The organism is Nocardiopsis sp. NPDC058789 (assembly GCF_042745575.1).
GTDB lineage: Bacteria > Actinomycetota > Actinomycetes > Streptosporangiales > Streptosporangiaceae > Nocardiopsis > Nocardiopsis eucommiae.
On the sequence record NZ_JBHYOW010000014.1, the window covers coordinates 22,664 to 36,445 of the forward strand.

The following is a 13,782-nucleotide window of genomic DNA, read 5'->3' on the forward strand; positions in this document are numbered from 1 at the left end:
GTGCGGGCGGCGCAACCCGCGCGCCCGTCGCGGGTGATTGGAGTGACCGGATGGCTGAGGCGAGGCAACTCCGGGACTACGTGCCCGCGGAGGCCGCAGACGCCGTGACGTCGACCGCCCCGAGGATCGACGTCGGGGACCTCACGGGTGGGGTCACCGACCACACCGTGTGGAGCTGCGCGGGAAACCTGACCGCCGTGCGGTCCATCCGCGCGCGGGTCCGTGAGTTCCTCACCAGGAACGGGCACGGCGACGGGGCCCTGGACGACGCGGAACTGGCCGTGAGCGAGCTGGCGACCAACGCCCTGCTGCACTCGCGCTCGGGGCAGAGCGGAGGCGTGATGACGCTGTTCATCCGCTCCGACGCGAACAGGCTCCGAGTGGCTGTGGCGGACCAGGGCGAGCGCGACCCGGTGGACACCGAGAGCGGGCACACCCGCGAGGACGGCGACGACTTCGGGCGCGGCAGGTTCATCGTCGACAGCTGTGCCACGCGCAACGGTGAGTACTGGAGCGAGGCCACCCACGTGACCTGGTTCGAGATCGATGACGAGACGGGCGGGAACGCGGTCGGCGAGACCGCCTGAGAGCCCCCTCAGAGGGCGTACACGGGGCCACCGGGCCCGGAGTAGCCCTGCCCCCTCCATGACGCGCTCCGTGTCCCTCCAGGGTGCGTTCAGGGACGTACGTCCCCCCAGGCGTGGGTCGGACGGCACTGGCGTGGTGTCTCCGCCTGCCGGTGGCCCGCTCTCCCCGCGGACGTCCGGCCGTGTGACCGACTTCCGAGAGGCGGCGTGCGAGACCCCCGGTCCCGCTCCTCGGGGCGCGACGTCGCGGCGAGCGGGTCCGCCCGGCCCTCCCGTCGGCGGCCACGCCGCCGGAGGAGACCGCACGACGCGGACCCGGAACTCTCCGTGGAACCCGAGCTAACGCGCGACGTCGGACTGCGGGTGGGCGATGCGTGTGGGGACGGGGTCGCAGGTGACCGTCATCCGCCGCCCCTCCGGCGGCGGGCAGTCCTCGCCCGCGACCACGCACGACCCGGTCCACAGGGCCAGTGCCACCAGGGCCAGCCTGGTGGCCTCGTCCCCGGACTCGCCCACCGCGACGACGTCGTCGGCGGTCAGGGCCAGCTCGCCCCGCAGCTCCGCGAAACGGGCCAGGAGGTCGTGGTGGGTGTGCAGCGTGGTGAGGATGTCGTCCCCGGCGGGCTCGTAGCCCAGGTGGCCGTTGTCGAAGAGGCCCCGCGCCGGGCTGTACACGTTCCCGTCCGGACTCGGCAGCAGCAGCTCCCGGAACGGGGTGGTGCCCAGGGCGCTGCCGAAGGTGATGACCTGCCGCACCCGCGAGCGCTCGGCCAGTTCCAGCCCGCGCTCCGCCAGGTCCTCGCTCACCATCAGCAGCCGGGCGTCGGTCTCGGCCAGCGCACGGCACTGGGTACGCAGGTCGGACTCGGGCGTGACCGTCAGAGCCCGGCCCCCCACGGCCATGACCGTGTACGAGGCCAGGAAGCGGTCGGGGGAGACGGGAGCCAGGACGCCGACCACGTCCCCGAGACACATCCCGCGGCGGCTCAGCCCCGCGGCGGCCTGCTCGACGGTGGCGGCGAAGGTCAGCGCGTCCATCCGTCCGGAGGCGCCGCGAATCGTCCCGCCGCGCGCGGTCCGCAGACGCAGCCGCTCACACAGCCCACCGGTGAGCGATCCGATCGGGTCGTCCCGACGCGGCAGATGACGGCCGGGTCGTCCGGTTCCTGAAGTCAGCCCTACCCCCATGCGATCCCCCACTCGAACGGTCTCCGTGTGGGCCCGCTGCCCGGGCTCGTCACGCCCCCTCCACGTGGCGAGCCCGGAAGCGCCGCGCCGGACGTTCGCCGCGAGGGACCTCCCCAGGTCTCCCCTCGCGCCAGCACGGTTGCCCACCGGTTCCGGGAACCCTCCCGGTACCGACGGCGCGACGATCCCCGGGGGTTCGGCCCGGGATTCGACGGCCGTTTCTGGGACCGGCCGAACACCGTTCGCACGGTGCCGGGAGCCCGAAGTCCCATGGCTTCGAGCCTAGCGCGTTCATGGCAATATGCACATGCATCTGGCCATGCAGATGCATATGTAGATTCGTGGTCGGGCGAGAACTACACAACCCGCGCGAGAACCGGGAGTCCCGTCCGCGCGGAGTGTTCGCGGCCCGGTCAGCCCGTACGGTGCCGCTTGATCCACGCGGTGATCTGCGTGCGGGAGTTGAAGCCCATCTTCCGGTTGATGTTGGCCACGTGCCGGGCTGCCGTCGACGACGTGATGAACAGGGTCCGGGCGATCTCGGGGTTGCTCTTGCCGGTGCTCACCAACTGGGCGATCTCCAGCTCCCGTCGGGTCAGGAGCTTCCCCGGGCTGGCCGACTCCGGCGAGGGCGGCACCGGCACGGGCGCCGGCTTGGTGGCGGCCGTCGCGGTCGCGTCCCCGCCGCGTTTCCTGCGCGCGGGCCGGGGAGCCGGGTACCGGCCCTCCTCCGCCAGCAGTTCCGCCTCACGCACCGCCTCGGACTGGCTCAGGGCGTACCCCTGCTCCCACCAGGTCACCAGCTGGCGACGGCGCCGACGTCCCCGCTCCTCGTCCTCGAAAGGCCACGGGGCCTGGCGCACGGGCAGTCCGACCCGGGAACGCAGCGCCGTGGCGGCCCCGGCCAGACGGCAGGCGGGCTCGCGCCGTCCGGAACCGAAGGCCACCCGGGCCAGCGCCACCAGACTCCGGGCCGCCTCGGCCCGCTGCCCGCTGGCGTGGCTGAGCAGCAGACCCTCGCTCAGGTAGTCGTAGGCCTGGCTGGTGTGGCCCTGGGCGTGCGCGACCCGGCCGATCCCGGCCAGGCAGCGGGCCTCCTCCGACACCGCGCCGATCAGCCGCTGGGTGTCCAGGGCCTCCCGGTAACAGCGGTCGGCGGTGATCAGGTCGTCGTTGGCCTCGGCCGCGCGTGCCTGGTTCATCAGGGTCACCCCCACCCCCCAGCGGTGGTCGATCCCCCGCAACAGGGTGAGCGCGGCGTTGTAGTGGTGGTCCGCGGTGGGGTAGTCCCCCTGCTGGGCGACCAGGGCCGCCCGGCAGCCCAGGGCGATCGCCTCGCCCCACAGGTCTCCGGCCTCCCGGCACAGGCGCAGGGCCTCCTCGACCCGGACGGAGGCGCGGTCGAGGTTGCGTTCGCGCACCTCCACCAGCGCGAGCAGGCTCAGGCAGGTGCGCACGAACACGTCGTCGCCGGCCTCGCGGCACAGCCGCAGCCCCTCCTCGCCCGCCTCCAGGGCCAGCTCGTGGTCCCGGCGCACACGTGCCAACTGGGCCCGGCCGACCAGCGCCCGCGCCCGCGAGGGCGCCTTGGCGCTCTCCTCCAGCGCCAGCAGGCGGTCCATCCAGTGCGCGCCCTCGGAGTAGTTGTTGTGGCTCACCCAGTGGGCCACCAGGCTCACGCAGAGCCGCAGTCCGGGTTCGGCGGCGCCCTTCTGGAGGGACCAGCGCAGCAGCGAACGCAGTGTGTCGTACTCGGCGATCACCCGTTGGCGGCCGGAGTCCCGCTCCGACCACGGCATGGACCGGCTCGACTCCAGGCGCCGCCCCAGGTCCTCCGCCAGGCGCAGCATGCGCGCCAGCAGGCGTTCCTGGAACACCTCGTACTCGCCCGACGCCACCAGCCGCTCCTGCGCGAACCGGCGCACCGCCTCGGGCAGCCGGTAACGCACCCGGCCCTCGAACTCACCGGTCACCGTGATCAGGGACCGGTCCAGCAGCGAGGTGAGCAGGTCGAGGATGGTCGGCTCGGGCAGGGACTCGTCCGCGCACACCTGCTCGGCCAGTTCCAGGTCCCAGCCCCGGAACACCGAGAGACGGCGCAGCAGCACGCGTTCGGGTTCGGGCAGTCCCCGGTAGACGAAGTCCAGCACCAGCGGCAGGACCTGGCTGCGCGAGACGGCCTGCCCCGGGCCGGGTTGGAACATCGGTGAGGCGAGGTGGGCGCGGAGCCCGTCCGTGAGCGCGGGGATGCCCTCCTCGGGTGCCCGGGCGCCCAGTACCTCGATCCCCAGCGGAACCCCGCCGCCCAGGTCGCACAGGGTCGCCACCGCCTCCAGTTCGGGGCCCGAGGCGGTGAACCGGGGGTCGCGGGCACGGGCGCGGTCCATGAACAGACGCACCGACTCCGCGTCGGCAGGGTCCGGGGGAGGGGCGTTGCGGGGGGTCACCGGCAGGGCCATGGCGGGCACCCGCCACACCGTGCCCCCGGTCAGCCGCACCGGCACTTCGCTGGTGAGCAGGACCGACACGGCGGGGCACTCCGCGAGCAGGGTCTCCCCGACCTCGGTCACCTCGTCCGCGATGTGTTCACAGGAGTCCAGCACCAACAGCAGTCTGCGGTCCCGCAGCGCCTCGGTCACGGTCACCCCGAGCGGCAGCCCGGGTTCCTCGACCACCCCGACCGCCTGGGCGATGCGCGCGTGCACCTCCAGGGGGGTGCGCACGTCGGTGAGATCGGCGATCCACACCCCGTCCGGGAACGACACGGTGGACTGCTCGGCCACACGCAGGGCCAGCCGCGTCTTGCCGATGCCGTCGGCGCCGCAGAGCGTCACGGATCTGCTGGAGCCGAGCAGGCGGAGCAGATCGCTCAGATCTCGCTCCCGGCCCACGAAGCTGGTGCCCGGCAGGGGGAGGTTGTGCCGCGCAGGCGCGGTCAGAGGTGCCATGGCCTTCACAAGTAGGGGCTGTTGGGGGTTGTTCTCACCACGGAGGATACGAGGGGGACGGGGACGGTCGTCATCGAGGTGGGCGAAGGGGCTTGGGCTTTCTGGTTTAGCGGGTGCACGCGCACTGTGCAAGTGCTTCGGCACGAACACCCCTGGTTCAGCCGGGTTCTCTCGGTGAAGCCCAGCCGGTCAACTGCGTCCTCGAGGAAATCGAAAGTTTTCTGAAGATGTTCGCGATATGGCGTGCCGCGGTGGCCTGGCTGATAGTGAGCCGGGTCGCGATCTCCCGGTTCGACAGACCTCTCTCGGCCAGTGTGGCGATCTCCCGTTCCCGGGGAGTGAGCGACCCCGGCCCGGTCAGTCGTGACGTGGGCGGACGGGGGAAGGCCAGGGCCCGGTCCCGTACCTGTTCGAGGGGGAGCGAACGCCAGGCGTTCCACGCCTCGGAGGCCCGGCCCGCGCCCACCCGCCGCTCCACCGCCGACCGCAGTCGCACCGTCTCGGCGGACGGTCGGTCCAGCGCGGTCCGCAGGTCGGACGCCACCCCCGCCAGGGCCGCCGCACGCGTGGGCTCCTCCTCGGCCAGAGCGAGTTCGGCCAGGGCCTCCAGGGCCTCGGCCACCGCGATCCTGCGGCCGGAGGTGAAACTCACCCGCAGGCACCGGCTGAGCGGCTCCCGGGCGGCCAGGGTGTCCCGTGCCGCCAGGTGCAGGCGGCCCAGATCGGCGGCGCACCGGACCGCGTAGGGCGCGGAGGGCAGCTCGACGAAGACCTCCAGGGCCTCGGAGAACAGCTCCCGGGCGCGGTCGTGGTCACCGGCCTCGGCCGCGATGGTGCCCAACCCGTACAGGGCGCGTGCCTCGCGCCAGCGGTCGCCCAGTTCACGCGAGGCCGCGGCGCTCTCCTCCAGGTGCGTGACGGCCTCCTCGGTGGCGCCCCGGCGCTGGGCCAGCTCGGCCAGGACGCCCCGGGTGCTCGCCTCGGTCATCGGGTCACCGGACTGGCCCGCCCAGTCCAGCGCCCGCGCGGCCTGCCGCTCGCCGTCCTCCAGGGCTCCCGTCCGCAGGGAGAGCGTCGCCAGGGTGGCCAGGGCCGAGGCGGCCGCGATCGGCTCACGGCAGGCCCGGGCGGCCTCCAGCGCGCAGGAGGCCAGGGTGTCGACCCGGGGCGCGGGGTCCACGTCCAGGCGCAGCTCGGCGTGCAGGGCCAGGGCGCGGGCACGCAGCGCCGGCTCCTGGTCGTCGGGCTGGTGCGCCAGCACGTGTTCCAGGAGCCGGCTGCCCTCCGCCGACAGGTCCCGCATCAGCCAGTGGGCCCGCAGCGCCACGCACACCCGCAGGGCGTCGTCCACGCGCCCCCGGGACAGCGCCCACTCCACCAGCCGGGCGTGGTTCTCCCGGTGGTGGTCGTACATGCGCAGTCGCCCGAGCCACTCGTCCCAGGTCTGGGAGGAGGCGGAGCTCTTGGCCGACTCCTCCAACCGGTCCACGGTGAACCGCAGGTACCGGCCCCACCGCAGGTCCGCGTCGGCGCCCAGGCGCTCGGCGGCGTAGGCCCGCACCGTCTCGGTCAGCCGGTAGTGCGCGGTCCCGTCGATCTCGGAGTCCATCACCACCAGGGACTTGTCCAGCAGGGAGAAGTGCAGGGAGAGCACGTCCGTGGAGTCCACGCCCTCGCCCGAGCACACGTCCTCCGCGACCTCCAGGTACCAGGTGGAGAACAGCGACAGCCGGTGCAGCAGGAGCCGCTCGGTGTCGCTGAGCATGTCGTGGCTCCACTCCAGCACGGCCCGCAGGGTGCGCTGGCGTGCCGGGAGGTGGCCCGTGCCGTCACTGGTCAGGAGTTGGAAGCGGTCGTCCAGTCGGCGCAGGATCTGCTGGACCGACAGCACCCGGACCCGGGCGGCCGCCAGCTCGATCGCGAGCGGCATGCCGTCGAGCATGCGGCAGATCTCCGCCACGTAGCCCGAGTTCTCCCGGGTCATCTCGAACCCGGAGCGCGCCGCGTGCGCGCGGGTGAGGAAGAGGCGCACCGACTCGTACCGCTGGGCGTCCCGACGGGGGATCGGCGCGGGGACCGCCGCGTAGGGGTCGGTCGGGGTGGGCCGCGCGGGCAGCGAGAGCGGGGGCACCCGCCAGATGTTCTCCTCGGGGACGTGCAGCGGCTGGCGGCTCGTCACCAGGACGCGCACCCGGGGGCAGTCGCGCAGTACCGCCTCACAGAGCTCCGCCATCGGTTCCACGGCGTGCTCGCAGGTGTCCAGCAGCAACAGCAGGTGCTGGGTGCGCAACGCCGTGATGACGCTGTCCATGAGCGTCGTGGAGTCGGCCGTGACCGCCTGGAGGCCCGCCGCGACCGCGCGCAGCGCCTGCTCGCGGGTGGTGGCCTCGCTGAGGTCGATGAACCGCACACCGTCCGGGAACCGGCGCAGGACGCGCTCCGCGAGATGGAGCGCGAGTCGTGTCTTGCCGATGCCGCCGGTTCCGGTGAGCGTGATCATCCTGGCCGTGCCCATGAGGCGGCTCAGGTCGACGATGTCGCGTTCACGTCCGACGAACTGGATGAACTCCCCGGCGGACAGGGGGAGGTTGTGGCGAGGAGGAGACATGGCCTCGATTACTAGGACAATCGGCCCGTGCCTGAGGTACGGCACGGAGAACAGCCTCTCCCAGTCTGGCACCCGGGCGCCGAAGCTGTCTCGCGAATGGCCGGTTCCGGCACGGGAGGTCGAAAACCGCCCGTGCCGGGCCAGAACCTGCTAAGTGGCGGGGGACCACACGGCCGGGTCGGCCGCGCCCTGCTCACCCTGGGCCATGTTCTTCACCTCGTGCTCGCCACCCTCCTCGAAGGGCGGGAACCAGACGAAGGGGATGCCCTTCTTGGCGGCGTACTGGATCTGCTTGCCGACCTTGGCGGTCGAGTGGAACACCTCGGTGTTGAAGCCGCGCTCCCGCAGCAGCTCACCGGTGCGCAGCGCGTCGGCCCGCCGCTCGGCGCTGGGCACCACGACCATCACGTCCGTGGGGCAGATCCGGCCGCCCTCGATCCGGCCCTCCGCCACCAGTTTGGCGAAGATGCGGGTCAGGCCGATGGAGATGCCCACGCCCGGCAGCCGCTTGCGGATGAACTGCCCGGCGAGGTTCTCGTACCGGCCGCCCGCGCAGATGCTGCCGTAACCGGGGTCGTCGTCGAAGGAGGCCTCGTACACGGTGCCGGTGTAGTAGTCCAGGCCGCGCGCGATGGACAGGTCCGCGACCACGCTGCCCTCGGGCAGGTCGGCCAGGTCGTCCAGGACGAAGGCGAGCTCCTCCAGTCCCTCCTCCAGCAGTTCGGAGACGACTCCGAGCGCCCGGACCTGCTCGATGACCCCGGCGCCCCGGATACGGGCCAGCGCCAGGCAGGGGTCGATCTGCTCGGCGGTGAGCCCCTCGCCCTCCAGGATCTCCCGGACGCCCTCGTCACCGATCTTGTGGAGCTTGTCCACGGCGCGGATGACGGCGATCGGGTCCTTGACGCCGAGCCCCTCGTAGAAGCCCTGGAGCACCTTGCGGTTGTTCACGTTGAGCGTCCACGCCGGGATGTCCAGTCCGCTGAGCACCCGGTACACGATGCGGGGCAGTTCGGCGTCGAAGTGCAGCGGCACCGAGTCCACGTTGATGACGTCGATGTCGCACTGGGTGAACTCGCGGTAGCGGCCCTCCTGCGGGCGCTCACCGCGCCACACGCGCTGGGTCTGGTAACGCTTGAACGGGAAGGTCAGCTCGTTGAAGTGCTGGGCGACGTACCGCGCGAAGGGCACGGTCAGGTCGAAGTGCAGACCGAGCCTGGCGTCGGAGTCGTCCTTCGCGTCGGCCTGCAACCGGTGCAGTGTGTAGACCTCCTGTGAGGTCTCGCCCTTGGCCATCAGCACGTCCAGGTTCTCCACGGAGGGAGTCTCGATGGACGCGAAGCCGAAGGACTCGAACCCGGCGCGGATATGGTCCAGCCAGCGCTGCTCCACGGCCCGGACCTGTGGGGTCCACTCGGGGAAACCGCTGATGGGAGTGGGGCGGACGACGCGCTGATCGGACATGTGGGGTACTCGGCTCCCTTGGGAGTGTTCGGCCTGTTCGGGAAGGTGCCCCTCGACCCGGACCACGGCTATCGCCGCTCGGGGAGGGGCCCGTCCATCCTACGCACCCGGGTCGCACCCCAGGGCCCACCCCGAAACCCAGCCACAGGTCGTAGGCCGGGAGCTTCCCCTCGGCCACCGTTCGGAGTGCTGTCCGGCCTCGGGTGTGAGTCCTGCCCGTGCCCCCAACCACAGCCGTGAGCCCCACCTGTCCGCCTTGGCCACCGGGGGGTGCCCGTTCGAGCGCCGGAGAGCCCGGGTCTCAGCAGGCACAGTGCAAGACGAGTCAAGCCGCCAGCGAGGAACGAGCCAGGCGTAGACGAGGATGCTGTGTTGCCTAAACCCAGATCCCTCTGCAAAGGCGCCGAACCCGGGCCGAAGCGAAGCGGAGGCCCAAAGAAAACACGTCTGAACCCCAACCACAGCCGTGAGCGCTGCTCGCCCACCTCGCCACCGGGGGTGCCCGTTCGAGCGCCGGAGAGTGCGGGCTCCAGCAGGCACAGTGCAGGACGAGTCAAGCTGTCAGCGAGGAACGAGCCAGGCGTGGACGATGATGCTGTGTTGCCTGAACCCAGATCCCTCTGCACAGCAAACACAGGGTCCCACCGGCCCACGTGGACGGTTGTGGGCCGGTGGGGCTGTGGGGGCGCCCGTCGGTGGGGTGTACGGCCGGTCCGACGTCGAAGAGCGAGGCGTCGGTGGTGGTCGTGCGCCCCGGGGCGCCGCCGGGGCCCCCGTGGTGGTCGCGTCCTCGTGCCAGGAGTCCGTGGTGACCGCGCTCAGGCGGGTGCCCTGCCTTCCACCGTAGATGGCGGGGAGGACGCCGGACAGGGATCGACGCGGCCGAAAGCGGCCGAAAATGACCGCTCTCAATGTCGTAAAGTCGACGTGCCGGGGTACAGGAGTGTGCTTGTCTGACTACGTTCCGTCGGACAGGGCGGACTCCCCGCCACGAGGTGGACATCGGACCTCGGGGCCTCTTCTGGTGTGTTTTGACCCGCTTGGGCCGACTGGTCGGGGATGTGACGTGTTCCCCCACTGTGTCGAAACCCCGGATTCCAGTGTCGGCCGGTGTTAGGTTCCAGTTGCGGTGGTTTCCGTGAAGGTTCGGAACCGGGAGCGCCGCGCCCCTCCAGCCCGGGTCGTGTGCGCCCGTCCGTTCGTGCAGGCCCGGCATTCTCGCTAGGACTAACAGTGATCCACTCAGCTAACAGTACGAACGACGTCCACGCACCCAGTGAGCTGTCCACCAAGATCATCATCGCCGGTGGCTTCGGTGTCGGCAAGACCACGTTCGTCGGGGCTGTCTCGGAGATCCCCCCGGTCCGCACCGAGGCCGCCGTGACGGCGGCCAGCGCGGGTGTGGACGACCTCTCGCACACTCCGGACAAGACGAGCACCACGGTGGCCATGGACTTCGGCCGTATCTCCCTGGACACCGACCTCACCCTGTTCCTGTTCGGTACCCCGGGCCAGCAGCGCTTCTGGTTCATGTGGGACGACCTCGTCCGTGGCGCCCTGGGCGCGGTGATCCTCGCGGACACGCGGCGCCTGGAGGACACCTTCCAGGCCCTGGACTACTTCGAGCGGCAGTACCGGCTGCCCTTCGTGGTGGCGGTCAACGAGTTCGACCCCGAGGCGGCCTACAGCGCCGACGAGCTGCGTGACGCCCTGGACCTCACCCCGGACGTGCCCGTGGTCTACTGCGACGCGCGTGACCGCAGGTCCGTGGTGAAGGTTCTGGTCACCCTCGTCAAGCACGGCATGGCGTTGGAGGCGCGTCAGCGCAACCGCCAGCTCGTGAACTGACCGCGCCGCCCCGGGCCCCCGACGAGTCCCTGGTCCAGGGTGTTCTGTCCCCGTTGGAGCCGACAAGCAGGTACCCGAGAGGAACCATTCGCTTGTGTCCGGCGTTACTCTGGCGTGGTGTTCGGACGAATGGCGGAAAGCGTCCGCCGCCTACTGGGCAAGCCCGGTGCGGTGGACCTGCGGCCCTATACCAAGCTCCTGCCGGCGATCGAGGCCGAAGAGGAGGGTCTGCGAGAACTCAGCGATGGTGAGCTGACGGAGAAGGCCATCGACCTCGGCTACGCCGAGCTTCCCTACTCCCAGAACGACCTCGTCAGTCTGTGCGCGGTCGGCCGTGAGGCCGCCCGGCGCACCCTCGACGAGCGCCCCTTCGACGTGCAGTTGCTCGGTGTGATGGCCCTCCTCGACGGCCACGTCGCGGAGATGGCGACCGGTGAGGGCAAGACCCTCGCCGGAACCCTCGCCGCCGCCGGGTTCGCCCTGCGGGGCAAGCGGGTCCACGTCCTCAGCGTCAACGACTACCTCGCCCGGCGTGACGCCGAGTGGATGGGTCCCCTCTACGCGATGCTCGGGGTCACGGTGGGCTCCGTCAGCGAGGAGTCCACCGTTGACGAGCGAAAGCAGGCGTACGGCTGCGACGTCACGTACGCCGCCGTGAGCGAGCTCGGGTTCGACGTGCTGCGCGACCGCATGGTGACCGACGTGGACGACCGGGTGGTGCCCGAGCCGCATGTCGCCATCATCGACGAGGCGGACTCCGTGCTCGTCGACGAGGCCCGGGTTCCGCTCGTCCTCGCCGGTGCGGCCGAGGCCGTGGCCGCCGACGTCGAGATGGCCGACGTCGTGCGCGGCCTCAAGCCGCGCCTGCACTACGAGGTCGACGGTGAGGGGCGCAACGTCCAGCTCACTGACGCCGGTATCGACGCGGTCGAGAAGGCCCTGGGCGGCGTGGACCTGTACTCCGAGGACGACACCTCGGTGCTGCCCCAGGTCAACCTGGCCCTGCACGCCCACGTGCTGCTCCAGCGGGACGTGCACTACGTGGTGCGCGACGGCGAGGTGCGGCTGATCAACGAGTCGCGCGGACGCATCGCCCTCCTCCAGCGCTGGCCGGACGGCCTCCAGGCGGCGGTCGAGGCCAAGGAGAAGGTCGCGGTCAGCCAGACCGGCGAGGTGCTCGACTCGATCACGGTCCAGTCCCTGGTGCTGCGCTATCCCACGCTGGCGGGGATGACGGGTACCGCGATGAGCGTCGCGGAACAGCTGCGCGAGTTCTACGAGCTCGAAGTGGCCGTCGTGCCCTCCAACAAGCCGAACGTCCGCGAGGACCACGGCGCGCTCCTGTACGCCACGCGTGAGGAGAAGGAGGACGCCCTGGTCGCCAAGGTGGAGGAGATCCACAAGACCGGGCGCCCGATCCTGATCGGCACCCAGGACGTCGCGGAGTCGGAGCTGCTGGCCGAACGGCTGCGCGCCGCCGGTCTGGAGAGCGTGGTCCTCAACGCCAAGAACGACGCGGACGAGGCGTCCATCATCGCGGAGGCCGGCACCTACGGCGCGATCACCGTCTCCACCCAGATGGCGGGCCGCGGTACCGACATCCGGCTGGGCGGCAGCGACATGACCGACCGCGACCGGGTGGTCGAGACCGGCGGTCTGTTCGTGATGGGCTTCGGCCGTTACCCCAGCAGCCGTCTGGACGGTCAGCTGCGCGGGCGGGCCGGGCGCCAGGGCGACCCCGGCGACTCCATCTTCTTCGTCAGCATGGACGACGACCTGCTGGTGAACCACGCCCCCGAGACGACCGGCTACAAGACCACGGCCGACGGTGAGATCACCGACGAGGGCTGGCTGGCCATGGTCGACCACGCCCAGCGGGTCTCCGAGGGCCAGCTGCTGGAGGTCCACCGCAACACCTGGCGTTACAACAAGCTCATCGACGTCCAGCGCGAGGTGGTCCTGGAGCACCGCGAACTGGTCCTGTCCTCGGGGCAGGGCGACCGGCACGTCGCCGCGGACCGCAGGGAGCGCCACGAGGAGCTGGTGGAGGAGCTGGACGCGGACGAGGTCGCCCGCGCCGCCAAGCTCATCACGCTCTACCACCTGGACCGGGGCTGGACCGACCACAACGCGTTCCTGTCGGAGCTGCGGGAGGGCATCCACCTTCGGTACCTGGGCCGCCGTGATCCGCTCGACGAGTTCAACCGCGAGGCGGTCCCGGTCTTCAAGGGCTTCCTGGACGGTGCCCGGGCGCGCGCCGCCGAGAGCTTCGAGGAGCTGGAGGTGGTGGACGGCGAGCTGGACGTGAGTTCGGTCGGCGTCAAGCGGCCGTCGATGACCTGGACCTACATGGTGCACGACCACCCGTTCAGTTCGGCCCTGGAGACACTCGTGGGCAGGCTCAAGGGCGGCCGGGGCACGTCGAACGGTGACTGATTAATTCGCTGTACCGCGACTCGCGCGGGTCAGGACTAAAGTCCTGGCCCGCGCATTACTTTTGTCGGCTAGTCTGCTGAAGCGCTAATCTTACCCGTTGGTTCCCTGTTTAATTGGTGCACGCGGGTTAATATGGATGCGTTTTCCAGGTTATTCGAGACGGTTGGGACTGAATCCACGGTGGTCCACGAGATCGGCGCGCAGGAGAAGATCAGTTACGGGCGCAACGACCGCTTCGCCGGCGGGCCCGTCGGCGGAGGGAGCTTCTGGGTCGACGACGACGGTCAGCCGGTCGCCAAGATCGGCGGCCCGAAGGAGTGGCGGCCCACGCCCATGATCGACGTCCGCGTCAATGACGTGTTCAGCGTCGGTGGCCAGGCCTGGCGGGTGACGGAAATCGTCGACGCCGATTCGCCCGGTGCGTATCTGCTGGCCACACGGATTAGCTGAGGTCACTCCCCGGGGCGGACCCGGGGAGGCTTTTTTCTGGCCCTCGTCGGAATCCCCTCCTGTCGCGACCGTTCCCAGGTCGTGTGTGGAACGATTCCTGTTTCGGGTTTCCCGGCGGGGGCTTCTCTGTTTTCCCGCGACGATAACTCCCGCCCCGAGGCGTCCACACGTGTGTGCGACGCCTCGGTCGCGGTGCGTCGTCGCAGGTCGGGGCGGGTCGGTGAGAGACCTCCAGGGGCAATCGAGACATTCC

At 70.8% G+C, this 13,782-nt stretch carries 8 protein-coding genes; 4 read left to right on the forward strand and 4 right to left on the reverse strand.

The window, feature by feature from the left end; translation table 11 throughout:
• Positions 1–50 precede the first annotated feature (50 nt).
• Entirely contained in the window at positions 51–587 is a 537-nt protein-coding gene (locus ACFW3L_RS20625; protein ID WP_378742878.1) for an ATP-binding protein, read from the forward strand.
• A 339-nt stretch (positions 588–926) separates the two neighbouring features.
• Here the strand turns inward: ACFW3L_RS20625 and ACFW3L_RS20630 are convergent, their stop codons facing one another.
• The 4 genes from ACFW3L_RS20630 to hisS all read right to left on the reverse strand — a co-directional run bounded on the left by ACFW3L_RS20630 (position 927) and on the right by hisS (position 8,795).
• Positions 927–1,775, reverse strand: a complete 849-nt coding sequence (locus ACFW3L_RS20630; RefSeq protein WP_378742880.1) for an AMP-binding protein — start codon at positions 1,773–1,775, stop codon at positions 927–929.
• Between the two features lie 413 nt (positions 1,776–2,188).
• Positions 2,189–4,714, reverse strand: coding sequence for a LuxR C-terminal-related transcriptional regulator (locus tag ACFW3L_RS20635; RefSeq protein WP_378743075.1), 2,526 nt, complete (start codon positions 4,712–4,714; stop codon positions 2,189–2,191).
• Between the two features lie 166 nt (positions 4,715–4,880).
• Positions 4,881–7,331, reverse strand: coding sequence for an ATP-binding protein (locus ACFW3L_RS20640; protein WP_378742882.1), 2,451 nt, complete (start codon positions 7,329–7,331; stop codon positions 4,881–4,883).
• A 150-nt stretch (positions 7,332–7,481) separates the two neighbouring features.
• A complete protein-coding gene (gene hisS, locus ACFW3L_RS20645) occupies positions 7,482–8,795 on the reverse strand; it encodes a histidine--tRNA ligase (RefSeq protein ID WP_378742884.1) in 1,314 nt (437 codons plus the stop codon).
• A 1,233-nt stretch (positions 8,796–10,028) separates the two neighbouring features.
• Between hisS and ACFW3L_RS20650 the strand changes: the two genes are divergently transcribed.
• The 3 genes from ACFW3L_RS20650 to ACFW3L_RS20660 all read left to right on the forward strand — a co-directional run bounded on the left by ACFW3L_RS20650 (position 10,029) and on the right by ACFW3L_RS20660 (position 13,529).
• On the forward strand, positions 10,029–10,643 hold the full coding sequence (locus ACFW3L_RS20650) for an ATP/GTP-binding protein (protein WP_378742886.1): 615 nt from the start codon (positions 10,029–10,031) through the stop codon (positions 10,641–10,643).
• A 129-nt stretch (positions 10,644–10,772) separates the two neighbouring features.
• Positions 10,773–13,079 carry an accessory Sec system translocase SecA2 gene (gene secA2 / locus ACFW3L_RS20655; protein ID WP_378742888.1) on the forward strand — a complete coding sequence of 769 codons (2,307 nt, stop codon included), beginning with the start codon at positions 10,773–10,775 and terminating at the stop codon, positions 13,077–13,079.
• A 180-nt stretch (positions 13,080–13,259) separates the two neighbouring features.
• Entirely contained in the window at positions 13,260–13,529 is a 270-nt protein-coding gene (locus ACFW3L_RS20660) for a DUF6406 domain-containing protein (protein WP_378742890.1), read from the forward strand.
• The last annotated feature ends 253 nt before the right edge of the window (positions 13,530–13,782 follow it).

Coding starts and splice junctions, on each gene's coding strand:
- ACFW3L_RS20625 (WP_378742878.1), top strand. CDS start 51: ATGGCTGAGGCGAGGCAACTCCGGGACTACGTGCCCGCGGAGGCCGCA.
- ACFW3L_RS20630 (WP_378742880.1), bottom strand. CDS start 1,775: ATGGGGGTAGGGCTGACTTCAGGAACCGGACGACCCGGCCGTCATCTG.
- ACFW3L_RS20640 (WP_378742882.1), bottom strand. CDS start 7,331: ATGTCTCCTCCTCGCCACAACCTCCCCCTGTCCGCCGGGGAGTTCATC.
- hisS (WP_378742884.1), bottom strand. CDS start 8,795: ATGTCCGATCAGCGCGTCGTCCGCCCCACTCCCATCAGCGGTTTCCCC.
- secA2 (WP_378742888.1), top strand. CDS start 10,773: ATGGCGGAAAGCGTCCGCCGCCTACTGGGCAAGCCCGGTGCGGTGGAC.